The organism is Pseudonocardia sp. Ae150A_Ps1 (assembly GCF_001932315.1).
Classification (GTDB): domain Bacteria; phylum Actinomycetota; class Actinomycetes; order Mycobacteriales; family Pseudonocardiaceae; genus Pseudonocardia.
This window is the reverse complement of sequence record NZ_MCIJ01000001.1, coordinates 5,017,964-5,037,997: the sequence shown is the minus strand read 5'-3', so window position 1 is coordinate 5,037,997 and position 20,034 is coordinate 5,017,964. Positions and strand designations below refer to the sequence as shown.

The following is a 20,034-nucleotide window of genomic DNA, read 5'->3' as shown; positions in this document are numbered from 1 at the left end:
GGCGTCGTGACACCATTCCGGAACGGAACTCCGGGAATTGCGTGCCGCATTCCGCGACCCCGTTCTCGGAGTGGTACGACAATGACCCCGATCCATTCCAGGAGCCGCCTCGGACATCCGGCCGATCCGACGACGATGCTGCTGAGAGGGTTCACCGATAAGGCGACCCTGACCGGGACACGGTTCCGTCCCTCGTTGCTACGTGCGTCGGACCCGATCGGTTCACCACTTTGCGAGTGACACTTACCACCGGCTTCTCCGGCATTTTCCGACCACTTTCGTGGGTAGCCGGATCCCATGACGGACGTGCACAACCGGCCGGCTCCCGCGGACGGAGCCGACGGTCGCGATGATCATGGCGGGCCGGGCGGCCCCCGGGTGATCCGCCGGGATCTCCCGTTCCGGCCGTCCCCCCGCCCCCGGACGGCGATCGACGAGCGGGTCCTCGTACCCGGCGACTCGCTCGCCCCACCGCGCACCCGGCCCGGGGAGCAGCTCGCCGAGGTCTTCGAGGAGGCCGTGGACGCCCACCCCGGCTCCGTGGCCGTCGACACCGGCGACACGCAGCTCACCTACCGCGAGCTCGACGCCCGTGCCGACCGGCTCGCCCGCCACCTCCACGCCCGCGGGACGGGCCCCGGCGACGTCGTCGGCCTGCTGCTCGACGACCCGGTGGAGGCCTACACCGCCCTGCTCGCGGTCCTGAAGACCGGCGCCACGTACGTCCCGCTCGACGCCGGCTTCCCCGCCGACCGGATCGCCCACATCCTCGACGACTCGTCCGCCGGGCTGCTGCTCGCGACGACGTCGGCCCTGGACGCCGTCGGTGACGCGATCGACGGCGACGTCGAGATCCTCCGCGTCGCCGGGGAGGGCTCGGCCGCCGAGGAGATCGCGCGCCGGCCCGCCGAGCGGCTCGGCACCGACGACCGCCGCGACGGCGGGGAGCACCCCGCCTACCTGATCTACACGTCCGGCTCGACCGGGCGGCCCAAGGGCGTGGTGATCTCCCACCCGGCGATCTGCAACTTCGTCCGGGTCGCGGCCGACGAGTACGGCGTGCTCCCGGACGATCGCATGTACCAGGGCCTCACGCTCGCGTTCGACTTCTCGGTCGAGGAGATCTGGACGTCGTTCCTGGTCGGCGCGACCCTCGTCCCGAAGCCCGCCGGGGTCTCGCTGGTCGGCGAGGACCTGCACGCCTTCCTCGCCGAGCAGCGGATCACCGCCCTGTGCTGCGTCCCGACGCTGCTCGCGACGCTCGACGACGACCTCGACGACCTCCGCTTCCTGCTCGTCTCCGGCGAGGCGTGCCCGCAGGACCTGGTGCGCCGCTGGCACACCGGGGACCGCCGGTTCCTCAACGTCTACGGCCCCACCGAGGCCACGGTGACCGCGACCTGGACCGAGCTCCACCCGGACCGCCCGGTGACGATCGGCGAGCCGCTGCCGACCTACGCGGTGCTGGTCCTCGACCCCGAGGACCCCACCCGGGTCCTGCCGTTCGGCGAGACCGGTGAGATCGCGATCGCCGGCGCCGGCCTGGCCGACGGCTACCTGAACCGGGACGACAAGACCGCCGCCGCGTTCGTCGCGTGCCCGGTCGAGCTGCCGGGGAACCCGTCCGGCCTGGTCTACCGGACCGGGGACCTCGGCCGCGTCGACGACGACGGCGAGATCGAGTACCGGGGCCGGATCGACCTGCAGGTCAAGATCCGCGGCTACCGGATCGAGCTCGCCGAGATCGAGGCCGTCCTGCTGGAGCACCCGTCGGTCGCGATGGCCGTCGTCGACACCCACGATCCGGGCGGCGGGAAGGAGCTGGTGGCCTGGTACAGCCTGGTCGGCGATGCCGACCACCCGGACGACCTGCAGGATCGGCTGCGCGACCGGCTGCCGTCCTACATGGTGCCCACCTACCTGGAGCACCTCGACCGGATCCCGATGACCACCAGCGACAAGGCGGACCGTGCGAACCTGCCCGCCCCGGCCGGGGGCCGGGTGCGGGCGTCCGGCCCGGTCGTCGCGCCGGAGTCCGACGTCGAGCGCGGACTGGTCGAGGAGCTCGCCGGCGCGCTCGGCGTGGAGCCCGGCGAGATCTCGGTGACCGCGCACCTGTTCGACGAGCTCGGCGCGACGTCGCTGCTCATGGCCGGTGTCGCGGCGTCCGTCCGTCGTCGCGACGACCTGCCGCCGGTGAGCGCGCGCGACGTCTACCGGAATCCGACCGTCCGCGATCTCGCCGCCGCGGTCGGCGACGCCCCGCCGGTCACCGCCGCCGCGACCGACGTCGAGCCGGTCCGGCCGCGGCCGGTCGCGCACGCCCTCACCGGGCTCGCGCACCTGGCCCTCCTGCTCGCCGCCGGGTTCGCGACGGCCGCCGTCGTCACCCTGGGCTACGGCTGGGTGTCGGTGGCGCCGGACACCGCCGGGACCGCGGCCCGGGCCGGGGGCCTCGCCGCCGGCCTGCTGGCCGGGGTCGCGCTCCTGCCGGTGCTGGCGAAGTGGACGCTGATCGGCCGGTTCACCGAGCGCACCGTCCCGCTGTGGGGCCTCACGCACCTCCGGTTCTGGGTCGTGTCGACGCTGATCCGCACCAGCCCGGTCGTCCTGCTGGCCGGGACCCCCGTGTTCACCCTGTGGCTGCGGCTGCTCGGTGCCCGGATCGGCCGGGGCAGCACCTGGTTCGGCGCCGTGCCGGTCGCGACCGATCTCGTCCGCACCGGTGAGCGCACCCTGGTGCACCCGGAGGCGTCGCTGCAAGGCTACCGGGCCGTGCCGGGCGCGCTGGAGTTCGGCCCCGTCGACGTCGGCGACGACTGCGTCGTCGGCGAGGCGGGCGTGCTGGACGTGCGGACCCGGATGGGGGACGGCGCCCAGCTCGGTCACGCCTCCGCGCTGCGGCCCGGCGTCACCGTCCCGGCCGGCGAGGTCTGGCACGGGTCCCCGGCCGGACCGTCCGGTTCGGACTACCGGACCGTGACGCCGGTCGGCGCGGGCCGGGTCCGCCGCGCGGTCTACGGCACGGTGCTGGCCGCGCTGCTGTGGGCGGTCGTCAGCGCGGTGCTCGCGGTCGTCGTGACCGTCTACGCGAGGTTCGCGCCGCAGGTCACGGCCCTGATCGGCGCGCAGGCCGGGGAACGGTGGTGGTACCTCGGGGTCGGCGTCGTGGCCGTCATGACGCTGGTCGTGCTCGCGCTGGCCGTCGGCGTGGCCGCCGTGCTGGCGCTGCCGCGGCTGGCGGGGCTGCTGGTGCCCGTCGACCGGACCTTCCCGCTGTACGGCGTCCGGCACGTCGCCCAGCAGGTCGTCACCGGTGTGTCCAACGCACGGTTCCTCGTCCTGCTGCTCGGCGACAGCTCCTTCATCACCGGCTACCTGAGGGGGCTCGGCTACGACCTCGGCGACCTCCACCAGACCGGGTCGAACTTCGGCACCCAGCTGCGCCAGGAGTCGCCGCGGTTCGTGCACGTCGGGCGGGGCACGATGGTGTCCGACGGCCTGCGGATGATGAACACCGACCTGTCGCACGACTCGTTCCGGATCCGCCCGGTGCGACTGGGTGCGGACAACTTCGTCGGCAACGACGTCCACCTCCCGCCGGACGCCCGCACCGGCGACGACGTGCTCCTCGCGACCAAGGTCATGGTCCCGACGGACGGGCCGGTGCGGTCCGGCGTCGGGCTGCTCGGCTCGCCGCCGATGGAGATCCCGCGCTCCGGTGCGGGCCCGCACCCGAACACACCGGCCACCGAGGACGAGCGGCTGCGGCGGCTGCGGTCGAAGAACCGGTACAACGCGTCGACCGTGCTGGCAACGGTGCTGCTGCGGGCGTTCGGCGCCGCCGCGGCGCTGCTGCCGGTGGGCCTCTCGGTCGCCCTCTGGCCGACCTGGGGCCTGTGGGCGCTCGGCCCCGCGCTGTTCCTCGGCCCGCTGCTGCTGATGCTGTGGTCGGCCCTGCTCGAGCGGGCCACGCTGGGCTTCCGGGCGCTGGAGCCGCGCACCGCGTCGATCTACGACCGCTACTTCTGGTTCCACCAGCGGCTGTGGAAGTTCTACGTCCGGCCGGTCCTGGGCGGCAGCCCGCTGCTGGTCTGGCGGAACCGGGTCGCGGGCCTGACCGCGGGCCGCCGGGTGTTCGACGACGGAGCGTCCCTGCCGGAGAAGAGCCTCGTCGCGGTCGGTGACGACGCCGTCCTCAACGCCGGGTCGGTCGTGCAGTGCCACTCCCTGGAGGACGGGCGGTTCGAGTCCGGCCGGTCCCGGATCGGCGACGGCGGCTGCATCGGGGTGCGCGCGTTCGTGCACCACTCCACCGAGGTGGGCGACGGCGCCACGCTGGCCGCCGACTCCTTCCTGCTCAAGGGCGAGCAGGTCGGGACGGGCGAGCACTGGGGCGGCAACCCCGCCGAGCCGGAGCGGCCCGGGACCGTGGACACGTCCGGGACCGGGGACGACGCCGGGGACGACTTCCTGGCCCGGGTGCAGGAGCGGTTCGACGCGACGGTCGCGTCGCTCGCGGTGCTGGGCGTCCTGGCGGACCGGATGCCTCCCGCGGAGCGCACCGCGCTGGCCCGCCGGCTGCCCGGGGAGCTGCGCTCGCGCATCCCGGTGCTCGCGGAGCCCGACGCGCCCGGGCCGGAACCGGCGGTCCCCGACCAGCGGTCCGCCGGCTGAGCCGGGTCCGCGCCGCCCGCCCGGCGGCGCGGACCGGTTGTGCGAAATTCAGTTGTGCACCATTGACGTGCCCCGCTCCGGGCGGGACCGTGGGTGTGACCGCCGCCACGCGGTCACCGTCCCGGGCCCGCCGCCCTACACCGGAGTGGAGCAGCACATGACCGAGCAGTCCCTGTTCGAGCGCCTCGGAGGCGTCTACGGCATCGCCGGGGCGGTCGACATCCTCGTCGACCGGCTCTTCGAGAACGCCTCGGTCAACGCCAACGAGGCGGTGCACGCCCACCACGGCATCCCGGCGAACGCGGCCGGCTACAAGTTCCTGGTGACGGCGTGGTCGGTCCAGGCCGCGGGCGGCCCGCAGTGCTATCCGGGCCTGGACATGATCACCGCGCACGAGACCATGGGCGTCACGGACGAGCAGTTCGACGCGGTCGCGATGGAGATCGCGTCGACGCTCAGCTTCTGCGGCGTCCCGGCCGCCGAGCACGTCGAGTTCATGGACATCATCGAGAGCTACCGCCCGCAGGTCGTCGAGCAGAAGGTCGCCTGATCCCGTCCGATCAGCGCAATGACCAGGCGCAGCCGCCGCTGAAGGTCACCGCCTCGCCGGCGACCAGCTCGGCGGCGGCGCGCCCGTGCACCGCGGCGCGGGCCGCCTCCCGCGTGCCGGGGCCGGTACGGCTGTAGGCGCAGGCGCGACCGGCGGCGGGCCCGTCGGTCACCCAGTGGCCGGGCACCAGGACGGGCCCCACCCGGAACCGTCCGTCGGCCACCCGGGTCACCGCGGCCGGGTGCGGCTGCGGGGCGTGCAGGCCGGCGGCCGCCCCGGTGGGCGGGGGCGGCTCGTCGTCGGTCACGAAGGTGCGCACCAGCAGCAGCGGTACGACGAGGGCGAGCAGGATCCACGGCCACACGACGGTCCGCTTCCCCGCGGCCTCCCGCTCGGCGTAGTACCGCTCGTAGGGTCCGTCGCCGTCCATCACACCCCCACCCCGGCCGGCCTCCCGGTTACCCGGCAGTAGGTATCTGCGCGGCCGCCGTCTACGCTGCGTGCGACCGTCCACGGGAGCCAGGGCCGGAAGGCCCTGGCTCCGGCACCGACGCCGTCCGGGAGCGCCGATGAAGACCTTCACCGACCGCACTGCCGCGATCACCGGGGCCGGCTCCGGCATCGGCCGGGCACTGGCGCTGCGCCTCGCGGGCGACGGCTGCCACCTCGCCCTCGCCGACCGGGATGCCGCCGGGCTCGCCGAGACCGCCGCGCTGGCCGGCCCGCAGGTGCGGGTGACGACGACCGAACTGGACGTCGCCGACGAGAAGTCCGTGTTCGACTGGGCCGACCGGGTGGTCGCCGACCACGGCGGGGTCCACCTCGTGGTCAACAACGCCGGCGTCGCGCTGTCCGGCACGGTCGAGGCGCTCTCGCTCGACGACTACCGCTGGATCATGGACATCAACTTCTGGGGCGTCGTCTACGGGACCAAGGCGTTCCTGCCGCACCTGCAGGCCGCGGGCGAGGGCCACGTCGTCAACCTGTCGAGCATCTTCGGTGTCGCCGCCCAGCCGCTGATGAGCGGCTACAACGCGAGCAAGTACGCCGTCCGCGGGTTCACCGAGTCGCTGCGGCAGGATCTGGAGCTGACCGGGTCGGCGGTCTCGGCGACCTGCGTGCACCCGGGCGGGATCAAGACCAACATCGCGAAGGCCGCCCGGGTCGACGACAGTGTCGCCGCGGCGACCGGCAAGCCGTCCGACGCCGCCACGGCCGAGTTCGAGCGGATGCTGAACACCACTCCGGACAAGGCCGCCCGCACGATCCTCGACGGTGTCCGCGCCGACCGGCGGCGGGTCCTCATCGGTCCGGACGCGTGGGCGATCGACTCGATGGTGCGGCTACTGCCGTCCGCCTACCAGCGGATCGTCACGAGCGCGGTGCGCTCGCGCCGGGGCTGACGCGGGGCTCCGGACGGCCGCGAGCACCGGGTCCCGGCGGGGCCGGCGGATAGGGTCGATCGGACCGGGCGACACCCGGCCCGACCCGAGGAGTCACACGATGAGTCCCGACCCGCGCCCGGTCACCGCCTTCGGACCGGACTTCCCGTTCCCGTTCGACGACTGGATCTCCCACTCGGCCGGGCTCGGCCGGGTGCCGCCGGACCGGCTCGGGGCCGAGGTCGCGGTCGTCGGGGCCGGGATCGCCGGGCTCGTCGCGGCCTACGAGCTGATGCGGATCGGGCTGCGGCCGGTCGTGTACGAGCCGTCGCACCTCGGCGGGCGCCTGCGGTCCCAGCCGTTCGAGGGCGCCGACGGGATCGTCGCCGAGCTGGGCGGGATGCGGTTCCCCCGCTCGTCGACCGCCTTCCACCACTACGTGGACCTGCTCGGCCTGCGCACCGAGCCGTTCCCGAACCCGCTCACCCCCGCGGCCGGCAGCACCGTGATCGACCTGCACGGCGAGACCTTCTACGGCCGGACCCCCGACGACCTGCCGCCGTTCTTCTCCGAGGTCGCCGACGCCTGGGCGTCGGCGCTGGAGCAGGGGGCCGGGTTCGGTGCGCTGCAGGAGGCGGTCCGCGCCCGGGACACGGCGACGGTCAAGCGACTGTGGGACGCGCTCGTCCCGCTGTGGGACGACCGGACCTTCTACGACTTCGTGTCCACCTCGAAGGCGTTCTCCGAGCTCTCGTTCCGCCACCGCGAGGCGTTCGGGCAGGTCGGGTTCGGCACCGGCGGGTGGGACTCGGACTTCCCGAACTCCATGCTGGAGATCCTCCGGGTGGTGACGACGGCCTGCGACGAGGACCAGCTCCTCGTCACCGGCGGGGTGGAGCAGGTCCCGCAGGGGCTGTGGCGCCGTGCACCGGACGACGCCGTGCACTGGCCGGCCGGGACCAGCCTGGCGTCGCTGCACGGCGGCGGGACCCGGCCGGGCGTCGCGCGGATCCACCGGGTCGGCCCGGACACGATCCGCGTCACCGACACCTACGGCGGCACCCGGGACTTCCCGGCGGTGCTCACCACCTGCCAGAGCTGGCTGCTGTCCACCCAGATCGACACCGACGAGTCCCTGTTCGACCAGGACGTGTGGATGGCACTCGACCGGACCCGGTACATGCAGTCGACGAAGACGTTCGTGATGGTCGACCGTCCGTTCTGGCGCGACACCGATCCCGCGACCGGGCGCGACCGGATGAGCATGACGCTGACCGACCGGCTCACCCGCAGCACGTACCTGTTCGACCACGGCCCCGACCGGCCCGGCGTGATCTGCCTGTCGTACTCGTGGATGAGCGACTCGCTGAAGATGCTGCCCTACCCGGTCGAGAAGCGGGTCGGGCTCGCGCTGGCGGCGCTGCGCAAGATCTACCCCGACGTCGACGTCGCGGCGCACGTCATCGGCGACCCGATCACCGTGACCTGGGAGTCCGATCCGCACAGCCTCGGGGCCTTCAAGGGTGCGCTGCCCGGCCACTACCGCTACAACCGGCGGATGTACTGCCACTTCGTGCAGGACGGGCTGCCCCCGGCCCGGCGCGGGATCTTCATGGCGGGCGACGACGTGTCCTGGACGCCGGCCTGGGCGGAGGGCGCGGTGCAGACCGCGCTCAACGCGGTGTGGGGGATCGTCCACCACCTCGGCGGGGCCTGCGACCCGGCGAACCCCGGCCCCGGCGACCGCTTCGACGAGCTCGCGCCGCTGGCGCTGCCGGACTGATGCGGATCGCGCTGCTGCAGGTCGAGCCGGGTTCCCGGGACGTCGCCGGGAACCTGCGCCGGCTCGCGGACGCCTGCGGGGCCGGCGTCGATCTCGTCGTCACACCGGAGATGTTCCTGACCGGCTACGACATCGGCGCCGCCGCGGTGCACGCGCTGGCCGAACCGGCCGACGGGCCGTCGGCCGCCGCCGTCGCCGGCATTGCGCGCCGCACCGGGACCGCCGTGCTGTACGGCTACCCCGAGCGGTCGGGCCGGGCCGTGTTCGACGCGGTGCAGCTCGTCGGGCCGGACGGGACACGGCTCGCCGGGTACCGCAAGACCCACCTGTTCGGCGACCTCGACCGCTCCGTGTTCGAGGCGGGGGACGACCCGCCGCCCGTCGTGGAGCTGCACGGCTGGGGCCTCGGCCTGCTGATCTGCTACGACGTGGAGTTCCCGGAGACGGTGCGCGGCCTCGCACTGGCAGGGGCGGACGCCGTGCTGGTGCCGACCGCGAACATGCTCCCGTACGACGCGGTGCCGGAGGTCCTGGTACCGGCCCGGGCCCACGAGAACCAGGTGTACGTCGCGTACGCCAACTTCGTGGGTCGCGAGGGGCCCCTCGACTACGGCGGGCTGTCCCGCGTGGCGGGGCCGACCGGCGCGGTGCCCGCCCGCGCGGGCCGCGGCGCGGAGGTGCTCGTCGCCGAGCTCGACCGCGCGGCGCTGGCGGACTCCCGGCGGGACACCCCGTACCTGGCGGACCGGCGGCCGGAGCTCTACCGGGGCCTCGCTGACGGTCCCTGACCGGCGCGGCCGCCCGCCGCGTGCCCCGGCCGCCGGGCCGGGGCACACCGGGGGTGCGGGGTCAGGAGAACTGGATGCCGCCGTCGACCAGCATCGTCTGGCCGGTGACGTAGTCGGAGTCCTCGCCGGCGAGGTAGGAGACCATCCGGGCCACGTCGTAGCCGACCGAGACCCGGCCCAGGTGGATCGAGCGGGAGTTCTCGGCCAGGGCCTCGCCGCGCTGCTGCCCGTTCTTCGCGGCGAGCTTCTGGTCGATGAGGTCCCACATGTCGGTACCGACGATGCCCAGCCCGTAGGCGTTGACGGTGATGCCGTACTCGGCCCACTCCATCGCCGCCGCCTGGGTCAGGCCGCGGACCGCCCACTTGGTCGCCGAGTACGGTCCGAGCAGCGCGAACGGGCGGAAGGCGACGATCGACGCCGCACCGATGATCTTTCCGCCGTGTCCCTGCGCGACCATCTGCCGCGCGGCCTGGCGGTAGGAGTTGAAGATGCCGGTCAGGTTCACGTCCAGGATCTTCCGGAAGTCCGCCGCGTCGTAGGACAGCAGCTCCTCGACCTGGGCGATACCCGCGTTCGCCACGAAGACGTCCAGCCGGCCCCCGGCCTCGACGGCGGCGGCGACCGCGGCCTCGACCGAGTCCTCGTCGGTCACGTCGACGTCCACACCGGTCGCGGTGCCGCCGGCGGCGACGACGGCCTTCACCGTGGCGTCGGTCCCCTCCCGGGACTGCGGCAGGTCGGCCACGACCACGTGGAACCCGTCGCGCCCCAGACGCAGGGCGATCGCCTCGCCGATGCCGCGCGCGGCGCCGGTGACGACCGCGACCTGCTGCCCCTGCGGAGCCCTCCTCCGTGCGACCTCCACATGGGACTGTCCGGTGATGTCGGCGCTCGTCGTCACGGGTGCTTCCTCCTCGTCGAGTGTCCGTCCGGCCGGGTGTCGGCCGGACGACCGAGTCGATCGCAGGGAGAGGGCCCGGACAACACGGGTGCCATCTCAGGATGAGATGAGACCGGTCGTCCGGGACGGTGGTGTCTCAGCGGGAGGGGATCAGCCGACGATGCCGACGAGCACGCCGAGCCCGGCCAGCACGCAGCCGGCGAGGGCTACGGCGATCGACGCCTGCAGCCACAGGTCGGCCGGGGCGGGTGTGACCCGGGCACTGACCGCGCCGTGCACCTCGGCGACGGCCTCCCGCCTGCGCAGCGCACGCGCACGGGCGAGATATCCCGCGGCGTCCCGGGTGGCGAGCCGGGCACGGCGACGGATGTCGACGTGCGCGTTCGTGGGCACCGCATCGTCCGTCATCGCCGACCTCCCGCTCACCGGTCGCCATCAGGATAGCCACGAACCCGGCCGCAGCCCACGGTCCCGCGGGGAACGGCCCGGATCCGGTACGGTCCGCCGGTCGGCGGAACGGGGGTGGCGGTGACGCAAAGGCGACGGTGGCTCCCGCCCGCGGCCTGGTGGAACCTGCCGCTGCCCGCGCTGGCGTCGTCGGCCGCGTGGATCACCCAGATCTACTTCAGCGAGGACCTGTCCGGGACGACGCAGGTCTCGCTCGTGACGATCGGGGTGCTCGCCTCCGCGTTGACCGTGCTGCTGCCCGCGCTGGAGATCCGGCGCGAGCGCGGCCGGATCACGACGGCCGAGCAGCTGGCCGCCGAACGGCTCGCCGAGTACAAGGTGACCACCAACGACATGCTGATCCCGCTGTCGCTGGCCGTCACCGACGTCCTCACCACGACGTCGGCGACCGCGCGCCGGGAGGCCCGCCAGTCACTGCGCCAGATGACGGTCGGCTTCGCCGCCGAGTACATCGGCCCGGAGCGCAGCCGGTCCTGCTTCTACGGCCTGGAGGACGACCCGGAGACCGGCGGGCGGACCCTGCGGCTGCGTGCCTGGCACGGGCGCAACCGGCAGCCGCGACCCCGGTTCGACCCGGCGGACCCGGTCGAGGCACAGGTGTTCGCCTTCGTGGACAGCCTGGACTCGATGATCGTCGCCGACGTCCAGCGGGTGCACCTGATCGGCTGGACCGACGTCTCGGAGTGCCGGACCTTCGTCGCCGCCACCGTCTGTGCCGGGGAGACCCCGCTGGGCCTGCTGACCGTGGACTCGCTGCAGCCCGGTGACCTCGGCGAGGACGACCTCGACCTGGTCCGGCTGCTCGCCCAGCTGCTGGCCGCCGGGCTGTCCGCCCGCTGACGGCTCACCCCCGCACGAGGACCGTGGCGTCGACCTCGACGAGCGCACCCTGCGGCAGGACGGGTGCGGGCAGCGCGGTGCGGGCGTGCCGGCCTGCGTCGCCGAGGACGTCGATCAGCAGCTGTGAGGCCCCGTCGGCGACCTCGGGCTGGTTCGTCGCGCCCGGGTCGCTCGCGACCCAGGCGTTCAGCTTGACGATCCGCACCACGTCCTCCAGGCCGACCGCGGCGTCGATCCGGGCCAGGAGGTTGAGCGCGGCGGCGCGGGCCGCCGCGATCCCTTCGGCCACGCCGGCGCCGTCACCCAGCCGGCCGCCGAGGACCTCCCCGCCTGCCGTGCGGGAGATCTGCCCGGAGACGAAGAGCAGGTCGCCGGCCCGTACGGCGGGCTCGTAGGCGCATCTCGGTGGCCCCGGCTCGGGCAGTTCCAGGGACAGCTCGGCCAGCCGCGTGCGGACCTCCGTCACGGCGCCGCTCATCGCTTGCTCACCACGTAGGTCCGGTCGCGACCGACGTACCAGAGGTCCTCGGTGCCGATGGCCGCGTCGTCGTAGCGCCACGGGATCTCGGCCGCTCCGTACGACCCGACCTGCAGGACGTGCTTGTACCCGGGCCGCAGCTCGTTGGCGAACGACTCCTGCTTGCCCATCAGATGGCCGACGTTCCGCTTGCGGTACTCGGTGTCGAAGTCGATCTCGGTGCCGAGCATCCCGATGGCGCGCATGCGTTCCAGGTGCGGTGCCAGGTAGCGCAGCGTCCCCTCGTGGACGTCCTCGCACACGGCGCCCGGCCGCAGCTGACCGATGATGCCCTCCCGCACGACGTCGAAGAACAAGGCGTACGCCTCCTTCGCCGCGGCGGTGCGCGGCAGCGAACGGGCCATGTCGGAGGTGGCGACGGTGACGCCGTCCACGACGACCCGGACACCGGCGTCGAGCTGGATGCAGGTCGTCGTGGAGTCGATCGGGGAGTCCACCGGCGGGCCGGGGAACAGCATCCGGTTCGACGAGTGCAGGTTGGTGAAGTACGGCTCGATCCCGAAGGGGATCCCGTTCGCGGCCCGGAACTCGGCGATCTTCTCCAGGTACACGGCGTGGACGTCGAGCTCGGTGAACCGGCGGCCGTCGTCGATGCCCTGCTCGGCCCACGCCAGCGCGGCCTCGATCGCGAACACGCTGGTGCGGGCGGCGACGACCTGGAAGACCAGGTCCTCGTGGTCGCGCACGTCGCGCCAGTGGCCGAGGTCGGCCGAGAGGCTCGGCGCCCGCGCGCTCCAGCTCGCGGGCGAGCCCGATCCCGACGAACTCCTCCTCGACCCCGGTCCGGGGTCCGGGGCCCAGCGCGACGACCGCGGCGCCGGCCGACGGGTAGCTGCCGACCGCCGCCCCCGGGAGATCGGGGGCGCCCTCGGGGGCGAGGACGAACAGCCGCTCCGACGCCGGGATCCACAGCGCGACGGCTCCGTCCGGTCCGGCCTGCCCGGTCACCTCGGTGTAGTCGGGGGTGGCGGCGAGCAGCACGGCATCGAGCCCGCGCTCGCGGGCCAGCGCCGTCAGGGCGGTGAACCGGGTGTCCTCGGTGGCGGACAGCTCGTCCGCCAGGCCGTCGAGGTGCTCGACCCCCTCGATCAGCTCCCGGGCGACCCGGACGCCCTCGGTGCGCCACCCGGCGAACCGGGCCAGCACCGCGGCGGTGTCGACCTCGTGCACGACGACCGGGGCCGGGGCCCGGTCGTCCGCGGTCACCTCCAGCGTCCCGGCGCCGGTGAGCGCACGGTGGTGGGCCAGCACGACGTCGGCGGCGAGGTGTACCCAGCCGTCGTCGGCGAGCTCGGAGACCAGGGCGGCCAGTGAGGCCGCGGCCGGGGTGTCCGCGACGATCCGCGGGTCGATCGTGACCCACGGGGCGTAGAACCGGATCTGCTCCTTCGGCACGCCCGCCGAGAGCGCGTTCCCCTGCTCCTGCTGCCGGACGAGCAGGACGCGCTCCCCGTCGCGCTCCGCGATCAGCGGGGCGACGAGCGGGTGGGAGTCGAGCCGGATCGCGGAGAACAGCAGGCTCCGGCGCGCGTCGAGCCCGTAGCGCTGCTCGACCTGTGCGGGGTCCGCGGTGAGGTGCAACATGGGTTCCTCCGGGGTCGGGGTGGTCAGCTGATGCCGGCGGTGACGCCGATGTGCGACTCGATCTCGGTCGCGTAGTCGGAGAACGCCGGGGAGAAGCGGTGCTCCTTGCCGCGGGGGCGCGGCAGGTCGATCTCGACGTCGGCGACGATGCGGCCGGGGCGGTCCCCGACCACGACGACGCGGTCGGCGAGCCACACCGCCTCGGGGATGCTGTGCGTGACGAACAGGACGCTGCAGCCGGTGGTGCGCCAGATCCGCTGGATCTCGATGTTCATCGAGTCCCGGGTCATGGCGTCGAGCGCACCGAACGGCTCGTCCATCAGCAGCAGCTCGGGGTGTGACACCAGCGCCCGGCAGATCGCGACCCGCTGCTGCATGCCACCGCTGAGCTCGTAGGAGTAGCGGGTCGCCCGGTCTCCGAGCCCGACCATGTCGAGCAGCTCGCGGGCGTAGCGCTCGGCCTCGCCGTCGCGGGTGCCCCGGAACTCCAGCGGCAGCAGCACGTTGTCGAGGTTGTTGCGCCAGGGCAGCAGCACCGGGCTCTGGAACACCATCGCGATGTCCTCGACGCCCTCCCTGATCGGGCGGCCCTTCACGAGGATCTCGCCCTCGGTCGGGTCCTGCAGCCCGGAGATCGTCTTGAGCAGGGTGGTCTTCCCGCTGCCGGACTGCCCGACGATCGAGACGAACTGCCCCGGCTCGACGTGGAAGTCGAGTCCCTTCAGGACGGTGTTGTCCGCCCCGTCCCGGGAGCGGTAGGTCTTGCCGACGTTGCTGACCGAGATCGCGTACTCGTGGTTCATCTGGCTCTCCGTCCGGCCGTCACGGCGTCGGGATGGCGTCGCCGCGGTGCAGCAGGGTGAGGTAGTCGTTGCTGTAGACGTCGGCCGGTGTCAGCCGGGCGTCCGGGTCCAGCCCGAGGAACCGGTGGGCGACGTCGATCATGTTCTGGACGCTCGCGTCGTCCATCACGCCGAAGTCGCCGGCCCCGTCCGGGCCCCAGTTCAGGGCGCACTGCTCGTTGATCGCCAGGACGATCGTGCGGTCCTCGAAGCCGCTGACCTCCTTCTGGAAGTCCTGCGCGGCCTCCTGCGGGTGCCCGCAGGCCCAGAGGTAGCCCTTCTGCACGGCCCGGTTGAACCGCTTCACCTGGTCCGGGGCCGTGCGCAGCTTCTCGTCGGAGAAGACGATCCCGTTGCCGTAGAGGTCGATGCCCAGGTCCGACCACTTCAGGACGGTGGCCCGGCGGTCCAGCGCGTCGATCGCGGGCTGGTCGGAGACGTAGAGCGCGAGGTTGGCGTCCCACTGTCCGGCCAGCAGCCCAGGGATCTTGGCGGCGCTCGTGGCGTGCACGACGTTCACGTCGTCCTCGGTGAGCCCGAGCCTGCTCAGCGCGTAGGGCCACATGGCGGTCATCGCGCCGGCACCCTCGGTGGCGACGGTCTTGCCGGGGAGGTCCTCCCAGCCGTCGATGCCGGTACCGGCGAGCGCGACGACGGCGTAGGCCGACCGGGCCTGGACCTGGTTGACCTGCTTGACGGCCGCACCACGGCCCTGGCTCACGACGGTGGCGCCGTAGTCGGCCCAGCCGGCGTCGACCCGGCCGACGTCGACCGAGGTGACGGTGTTGGTGGATCCCGAACCGGGCATGACCTCGAGGTCGATGCCCTCGGCCTCGAAGAAGCCCCGTTCGACAGCCGAGACGAACAGAGCGTGCTTGGGCAGCCAGCCGACGTCGAGCATCAGCGACATGCGCTCGCGGCCGCTGCCGCTGCCGCACGCGGTCAGCGCCAGCAGGGCGACGATCGCCCCGAGCGCGACGGCGGACCGGCGGACCCGGCTCCCCGCCGTCACCTGGTGTGCCGCTTCCACGGGACGAGCTTGCGCCCGGCGAGGTCCACCAGGAAGAACAGCGCCAGCGCGATCGCGGCGAGCACGATGAACGCCGCGAACATCGACGGCAGGTCGACCTGGCTGTTCGCCAGCATGATCACGTACCCCAGCCCCTTCGAACCGGCGATGAACTCACCGACGACGGCGCCACCGACCGCGAGCGAGATCGAGATCTTCGCGCCGGAGAGGATCGACGGGATCGCGTAGATGAACTCGATCTTGGTCATCCGCTTCCACGCGGAGGCCCTGTTGATCCGCGCCAGTTCCTGCAGCTCGTGCGGGACCGACCCGAGGCCGTCGTAGGTGTTGATCACGAGCGGGAAGAACGCGATGGCCATCGCCACGAACGCCTTCGACTCGAACCCGAAGCCGAACCACACGATGAACAGCGGCGCCAGCGCCACCTTCGGGATGGTGTCGATCGCGATGAGCGCCGGGTAGAGGAAGCTCCGGATCGTCGTCGAGTAGTGCAGCGCGGCGCCGCACAGCACACCCAGTGCGGTGCCGAGCGCGAACCCGGCGAGCGCCTCCTGCAGCGTGATGACCGTGTTCTCGGCGAAGTAGCCCGGCCGCCCGGCCAGCTCGACGAAGGCCGAGACCGGACCGACCAGCAGGTACTCCGGCGGGTCGGTGAGCGCGACGACGAGCTCCCACACCGCGAACAGGCCGAGGATGCCGACGACGGCCTTGACCCCCGCCATGACGGAGTCGCGCCGGGGTCCCCGGCGGCGGGCGGGCTGCTCGGCGGGACGGTCCGCCGGGGCGGAGGGCCCGCTGCGGTCCTTCGGTCTGACGTCAGGAGTCGCCACGGCGGGGGCTCCCCTCGGGACGGTGGCCGGCGGACCGGGCGGTGCGGTGGCCCGGCCGGGCCGGCAGGTACCGCGACGGCGGGGACGGTGTCATGAGTTCCTCACAGCGTTGGAAGGTGCGCGGCCGGGGCCGCGGAGGTGTGGGACGGGCCGGTCCGGTCGGTCGCGGTGCCGGGCCGGCCCGTGTCTCAGTCGGCGACCGGCCCCCGGCCGGGCTCGCCGTCGGTCCGCCGCCACACCCGGTCGGGGTTGTCGTCGGCGAGCTCGGCGGGCAGCAGTGCCTGCGGCACGTCCTGGTAGGCGACCGGCCGGAGGAACCGCTCGATCGCGAGGGTCCCCACCGAGGTGCTGCGCGGGTCCGTGGTGGCGGGGAAGGGTCCCCCGTGCACCATGGCGTGCCCGACCTCGACCCCGGTCGGCCAGCCGTCGAACAGGATGCGCCCCGCCCGCTCCTCCAGCAGCGGCAGCAACCGCCGGGCCGCGTCGTGGTCGGCGGCGTCGGCGTGCACGGTCGCGGTCAGCTGGCCCTCCAGCACGGCGACCGCCGCGGTGAGCTCGACGAGGTCGGCGCACCTGACCAGCAGGGACGTGGCTCCGAACACCTCGCACTGCAACTGCGGGTCGGCGAGGAAGCGCTCCGCCGGTACCGAGAGCAGCCTCGCGGCCCCGGAGGCGGCCTCCCCGGACCGGGTGCCACGGGCCCGTTCGGACACACCGGGACGTCCGGCCACCGCGTCACCGGCGGCGGCGTAGTGGCCGGCGATCCCGGTGGTGAGCATGGTCGCGCCGGTGTCACCGGCCACCACGTCCGCGGCCGCCGCGACGAACGCGTCGAGCCCCGGGCCCTCGACGGCCAGCAGCAGGCCGGGGTTGGTGCAGAACTGCCCGGCCCCGAGCGTGAGCGAGGCGGCGAAGGCGGCGCCTAGCTCGGCGCCGCGCCCCGCCAGCGCGCCGGGCAGCAGCACCACCGGGTTGATGCTGCTCATCTCGGCGTAGACCGGGATCGGGACCGGGCGGGCGGCGGCCGTCGCGGCGATCGCGAGGCCGCCGGCGCGGGAGCCGGTGAATCCGACCGCGCGGATCCGGGGGTCGGCGACCAGCTGCGCGCCGATCCCGGTGCCGCTGCCGACCAGCTGGGCGAAGACGCCGTCCGGCATGCCGGTGTCCGCGGCCGCCTCGGCGATCGCGCGGGCCACGAGCTCGGCCGTACCGAGGTGGGCCTGGTGCGCCTTGACGACGACCGGGCAGCCGGCGGCCAGCGCGGACGCGGTGTCCCCGCCCGCGGTCGAGAACGCGAGGGGGAAGTTGCTCGCGCCGAACACGGCGACCGGACCGAGCGGGATCCGGCGCTGCCGGATGTCCGCCCGCGGCAGCGGCGTGCGGCCGGGCCGGGCGGGATCGATCCGGGCGCCCTGCCAGGTGCCGGTCCGCAGCTCCTCGGCGAACAGGCGCAGCTGGCCGCTGGTGCGCCCGACCTCACCGGTCAGCCGCGGGACGGGCAGGGCGGTCTCGGCGTGCGCCCGCTCGACCAGCGCGTCCCGGCGCTCGTCGAGCAGGTCGGCGATGCGTTCGAGGAAGCCGGCCCGGCGCTCCACCGGGAGCGCCCGATAGACCGGGAACGCCTCGGCGGCCAGTGCGCAGGCCCGGTCGAGCTGGCCGGTGGACGCCGCGGGCCAGGCGGGCTCCAGCGCGGTCCCGGTACGGGGGTCGGTGGAACTGATCCCGTCGTCGCCGGCACCGGCCACCGGCGCGCCACCGATGATCATGGCTCCGGTCGGGCGGGTCGTGGGGGGAGCGGTCATGTCCGCCTCCGTCCTCGTCGTCTGGGGGTGGGCCGGTTCAGCCGGTGACCGTTCGGGAGGCCGCGACGACCTCCGCCAGCAGGGCACGCTCACGCTCGTCGAGATCGGTCAGCGGCGGGCGGACGGGACCGGCCGGGTGCCCGGTCAGCTCCATCCCGGCCTTGACGATGCTCACCGCATAGCCGGGCTTGCGGTCGCGGACGGCGGTGTAGGGCAGCACGACCTCGTCGAGCAGGCGGCGGACGGTCGCCCGGTCACCGGCCCGGACGGCGGCGTAGAACGCCAGCGCGAACTCGGGCAGGAAGTTGAAGATCGCCGAGCTGTAGGTCGTGACGCCCAGCTCGAGGTACGGCAGCGCGAAGGTCTCCGCGGTCGGCAGGCCCCCGATGTAGACGAGGCGGTCACCGAGGCGGGAGTGGATCCGGGTGATCGACTCCAGGTCGCCGACGCCGTCCTTGAACCCGACCAGGTTCGGGCAGGTGCCGGCCAGCTCGGCCACGGCCTCGGGGGTGTACACGGCGTTCGCCCGGCTGTAGATCACCACGCCGAGCGAGGTAGCCTCGCAGACCGCGCGGACGTGTGCGACGAGTCCGTCGGTCGAGGCCTCGGTGAGGTAGGGCGGGAAGAGCAGCAGCCCGTCGGCACCTGCGGCCTCGGCGTCCCGGGCGAAGCCGATCGCCTGGGCGGTGCCGTGGCCCGCCGGCGCGACGATCGGGGTGTCCTCCGGTGCGCTCCCGACCGCGGCGCGAACGACGCGGCCGACCTCCTGCGGGGTCAGCGAGAAGAACTCGCCGGTCCCGCCGGCCGCGAACAGGCCCGCCACCTCGTACTTGCCGAGCCGGACGATGTTGTCCCGGTAGGCGGGCTCGTCGAACGCCAGATCGCGGGTGAAGTGGGTGACGGGGAAGGACAGCAGCCCCGAGCCGAGACGCTGGGCGAGCTCGCTGGGAGCTATGGCGGGCATGGGCAGGTTCCTCCTGGCTGGCGGTCGGCGGCGACGGGCTGCAACCGGAATCGAGCGTAAGGAGCAGCATCGATGCACGTCCAACACTGCTTTCGCATCGACCAATACCTAGACTGGATCGGTGTTCACGCTCAGCCAGCTCGAGAGCTTCGTCGCGGTCGCCGAGACGCTCCACTACGGACGGGCGGCCGAGCGGCTGTCGATGACCCAGCCGCCGCTGACCCGGCGGATCCAGCTCCTGGAACGTGAGCTGGGGGTCGAGCTGTTCGACCGCACCGGCCGGACCGTGCGGCCCACCGCTGCCGGGCGGGCCTTCCTGGCCGACGCCCGCCGGATCCTCGGCCTGTCGACCCAGGCCGCACTCGCCGTCCGGAGGGTGCCGACCGGGGAGGTCGGGACGGTGGCGCTCGGCTTCACCGCGTCGGCCGCACACTCGGTGCTGGACACCGTGGTGGACGCGATCCGTTCCCACCTGCCGGGGGTGGATCTCGTCCTGCGCGAGCGGGTCTCCGGGACCCAGCTGGAGGAGCTCCGGTCCGGGGAACTCGATCTCGTGCTGGTACGCCCGCCGGTCCCGGCGTCCGGCGTCGGCCAGCACCTGCTGCACCGGGAGGCGTTGCTCGCCGCGGTTCCGGCAGGCCACCACCTGGCCGACCCGGCCCGCCCCCTGCACCTGCACGACCTCGACGGCCTGCCGTTCGTCATGTACTCACCGACCGAGGCCCGGTACTTCCACGAGGTGCTCGTCGGGGTGTTCCGCGGCGCAGGTGTGGCACCGCGGTACGTGCACCACCTCAGCCAGGTGCACACGATCCTGGCCCTGGTCCGGGCCGGGCTGGGGCTGGCGCTCGTCCCGCACGCGGCGACCGCCCTCGGGCTCGACGGCGTCGTGCTCCGGCCGGTCGTGGGCCTCGCCGGGGAGCCGGTCGAGCTCGTCGCGGCCTGGCGCACGAACGACGAGAACCCCGCCCTGCGCGCCGTGCGCGAGATCGTCGTGACCGCGACGGCGACCGGCAGGCGGGGTGGGCCCGGGGGGCCGTGACACGGCCGGT

General features: G+C 73.6%; 18 protein-coding genes. 8 read left to right on the top strand and 10 right to left on the bottom strand.

Annotated features, from left to right (window positions below):
- Window positions 1-378 precede the first annotated feature (378 nt).
- A complete protein-coding gene (locus tag Ae150APs1_RS23645) occupies window positions 379-4,677 on the top strand; it encodes a Pls/PosA family non-ribosomal peptide synthetase (protein WP_075300389.1) in 4,299 nt (1,432 codons plus the stop codon).
- A gap of 157 nt (window positions 4,678-4,834) precedes the next feature.
- Complete coding sequence (locus tag Ae150APs1_RS23640) at window positions 4,835-5,227, top strand: group 1 truncated hemoglobin (RefSeq protein ID WP_075300387.1); 393 nt, start codon at window positions 4,835-4,837, stop codon at window positions 5,225-5,227.
- A gap of 10 nt (window positions 5,228-5,237) precedes the next feature.
- Here Ae150APs1_RS23640 and Ae150APs1_RS23635 read toward each other — a convergent pair whose 3' ends face one another.
- Window positions 5,238-5,657 carry a hypothetical protein gene (locus Ae150APs1_RS23635; RefSeq protein ID WP_075300385.1) on the bottom strand — a complete coding sequence of 140 codons (420 nt, stop codon included), beginning with the start codon at window positions 5,655-5,657 and terminating at the stop codon, window positions 5,238-5,240.
- A gap of 139 nt (window positions 5,658-5,796) precedes the next feature.
- Between Ae150APs1_RS23635 and Ae150APs1_RS23630 the strand changes: the two genes are divergently transcribed.
- From Ae150APs1_RS23630 to Ae150APs1_RS23620, 3 genes are all read left to right on the top strand, one after another.
- Window positions 5,797-6,630 (top strand): SDR family NAD(P)-dependent oxidoreductase, encoded by an 834-nt coding sequence (locus tag Ae150APs1_RS23630; RefSeq protein WP_075300383.1) that lies wholly within the window; start codon window positions 5,797-5,799, stop codon window positions 6,628-6,630.
- A gap of 100 nt (window positions 6,631-6,730) precedes the next feature.
- Window positions 6,731-8,392, top strand: coding sequence for an NAD(P)/FAD-dependent oxidoreductase (locus Ae150APs1_RS23625; RefSeq protein ID WP_075300381.1), 1,662 nt, complete (start codon window positions 6,731-6,733; stop codon window positions 8,390-8,392).
- Window positions 8,392-9,180, top strand: coding sequence for a carbon-nitrogen hydrolase family protein (locus tag Ae150APs1_RS23620; RefSeq protein ID WP_075300379.1), 789 nt, complete (start codon window positions 8,392-8,394; stop codon window positions 9,178-9,180). Before Ae150APs1_RS23625 ends, Ae150APs1_RS23620 begins: the two co-directional genes overlap by 1 nt.
- 61 nt (window positions 9,181-9,241) lie before the next feature.
- Here the strand turns inward: Ae150APs1_RS23620 and Ae150APs1_RS23615 are convergent, their stop codons facing one another.
- Window positions 9,242-10,084, bottom strand: coding sequence for an SDR family NAD(P)-dependent oxidoreductase (locus Ae150APs1_RS23615; RefSeq protein WP_139317036.1), 843 nt, complete (start codon window positions 10,082-10,084; stop codon window positions 9,242-9,244).
- Window positions 10,085-10,234: 150 nt separating this feature from the next.
- The gene (locus Ae150APs1_RS23610; protein WP_075300375.1) at window positions 10,235-10,492 is read right to left on the bottom strand and encodes a hypothetical protein; all 258 of its coding nucleotides are present in this window, start codon (window positions 10,490-10,492) and stop codon (window positions 10,235-10,237) included.
- Between the two features lie 114 nt (window positions 10,493-10,606).
- Here Ae150APs1_RS23610 and Ae150APs1_RS23605 point away from each other — a divergent pair, with 114 nt between their 5' ends.
- The gene (locus tag Ae150APs1_RS23605) at window positions 10,607-11,392 is read left to right on the top strand and encodes a hypothetical protein (RefSeq protein ID WP_075300373.1); all 786 of its coding nucleotides are present in this window, start codon (window positions 10,607-10,609) and stop codon (window positions 11,390-11,392) included.
- 4 nt (window positions 11,393-11,396) lie between these two features.
- Here Ae150APs1_RS23605 and Ae150APs1_RS23600 read toward each other — a convergent pair whose 3' ends face one another.
- Window positions 11,397-11,870 (bottom strand): RidA family protein, encoded by a 474-nt coding sequence (locus Ae150APs1_RS23600; protein WP_083680322.1) that lies wholly within the window; start codon window positions 11,868-11,870, stop codon window positions 11,397-11,399.
- Entirely contained in the window at window positions 11,867-12,616 is a 750-nt protein-coding gene (locus Ae150APs1_RS32245; protein WP_075300371.1) for a M24 family metallopeptidase, read from the bottom strand. The genes Ae150APs1_RS23600 and Ae150APs1_RS32245 overlap by 4 nt, the downstream gene beginning before the upstream one ends.
- A gap of 385 nt (window positions 12,617-13,001) precedes the next feature.
- On the opposite strand from Ae150APs1_RS32245, the gene Ae150APs1_RS32240 reads away from it, so the two are divergent.
- A complete protein-coding gene (locus Ae150APs1_RS32240) occupies window positions 13,002-13,244 on the top strand; it encodes a hypothetical protein (protein ID WP_075300369.1) in 243 nt (80 codons plus the stop codon).
- Window positions 13,245-13,537: 293 nt separating this feature from the next.
- Here Ae150APs1_RS32240 and Ae150APs1_RS23585 read toward each other — a convergent pair whose 3' ends face one another.
- The 5 genes from Ae150APs1_RS23585 to kdgD all read right to left on the bottom strand — a co-directional run bounded on the left by Ae150APs1_RS23585 (window position 13,538) and on the right by kdgD (window position 18,982).
- Window positions 13,538-14,317 (bottom strand): ABC transporter ATP-binding protein, encoded by a 780-nt coding sequence (locus Ae150APs1_RS23585; protein ID WP_060574300.1) that lies wholly within the window; start codon window positions 14,315-14,317, stop codon window positions 13,538-13,540.
- A 19-nt stretch (window positions 14,318-14,336) separates the two neighbouring features.
- Window positions 14,337-15,386 (bottom strand): ABC transporter substrate-binding protein, encoded by a 1,050-nt coding sequence (locus tag Ae150APs1_RS23580; RefSeq protein WP_249266463.1) that lies wholly within the window; start codon window positions 15,384-15,386, stop codon window positions 14,337-14,339.
- Window positions 15,365-16,216 (bottom strand): ABC transporter permease, encoded by an 852-nt coding sequence (locus tag Ae150APs1_RS23575; RefSeq protein ID WP_060574302.1) that lies wholly within the window; start codon window positions 16,214-16,216, stop codon window positions 15,365-15,367. Before Ae150APs1_RS23575 ends, Ae150APs1_RS23580 begins: the two co-directional genes overlap by 22 nt.
- 188 nt (window positions 16,217-16,404) lie before the next feature.
- A complete protein-coding gene (locus Ae150APs1_RS23570; protein ID WP_060574303.1) occupies window positions 16,405-18,018 on the bottom strand; it encodes an aldehyde dehydrogenase (NADP(+)) in 1,614 nt (537 codons plus the stop codon).
- Window positions 18,019-18,055: 37 nt separating this feature from the next.
- On the bottom strand, window positions 18,056-18,982 hold the full coding sequence (gene kdgD, locus Ae150APs1_RS23565) for a 5-dehydro-4-deoxyglucarate dehydratase (RefSeq protein ID WP_060574304.1): 927 nt from the start codon (window positions 18,980-18,982) through the stop codon (window positions 18,056-18,058).
- A gap of 121 nt (window positions 18,983-19,103) precedes the next feature.
- Between kdgD and Ae150APs1_RS23560 the strand changes: the two genes are divergently transcribed.
- Window positions 19,104-20,024, top strand: a complete 921-nt coding sequence (locus Ae150APs1_RS23560) for a LysR family transcriptional regulator (protein ID WP_075300366.1) — start codon at window positions 19,104-19,106, stop codon at window positions 20,022-20,024.
- Window positions 20,025-20,034 lie beyond the last annotated feature (10 nt).

What these genes read in the sequence shown, in the direction of transcription:
- Ae150APs1_RS23640 (WP_075300387.1), top strand. Translation starts at nt 4,835, where the DNA reads ATGACCGAGCAGTCCCTGTTCGAGCGCCTCGGAGGCGTCTACGGCATC.
- Ae150APs1_RS23635 (WP_075300385.1), bottom strand. Translation starts at nt 5,657, where the DNA reads ATGGACGGCGACGGACCCTACGAGCGGTACTACGCCGAGCGGGAGGCC.
- Ae150APs1_RS23630 (WP_075300383.1), top strand. Translation starts at nt 5,797, where the DNA reads ATGAAGACCTTCACCGACCGCACTGCCGCGATCACCGGGGCCGGCTCC.
- Ae150APs1_RS23625 (WP_075300381.1), top strand. Translation starts at nt 6,731, where the DNA reads ATGAGTCCCGACCCGCGCCCGGTCACCGCCTTCGGACCGGACTTCCCG.
- Ae150APs1_RS23620 (WP_075300379.1), top strand. Translation starts at nt 8,392, where the DNA reads ATGCGGATCGCGCTGCTGCAGGTCGAGCCGGGTTCCCGGGACGTCGCC.
- Ae150APs1_RS23610 (WP_075300375.1), bottom strand. Translation starts at nt 10,492, where the DNA reads ATGACGGACGATGCGGTGCCCACGAACGCGCACGTCGACATCCGTCGC.
- Ae150APs1_RS23600 (WP_083680322.1), bottom strand. Translation starts at nt 11,870, where the DNA reads ATGAGCGGCGCCGTGACGGAGGTCCGCACGCGGCTGGCCGAGCTGTCC.
- Ae150APs1_RS23585 (WP_060574300.1), bottom strand. Translation starts at nt 14,317, where the DNA reads ATGAACCACGAGTACGCGATCTCGGTCAGCAACGTCGGCAAGACCTAC.
- Ae150APs1_RS23570 (WP_060574303.1), bottom strand. Translation starts at nt 18,018, where the DNA reads ATGACCGCTCCCCCCACGACCCGCCCGACCGGAGCCATGATCATCGGT.
- kdgD (WP_060574304.1), bottom strand. Translation starts at nt 18,982, where the DNA reads ATGCCCGCCATAGCTCCCAGCGAGCTCGCCCAGCGTCTCGGCTCGGGG.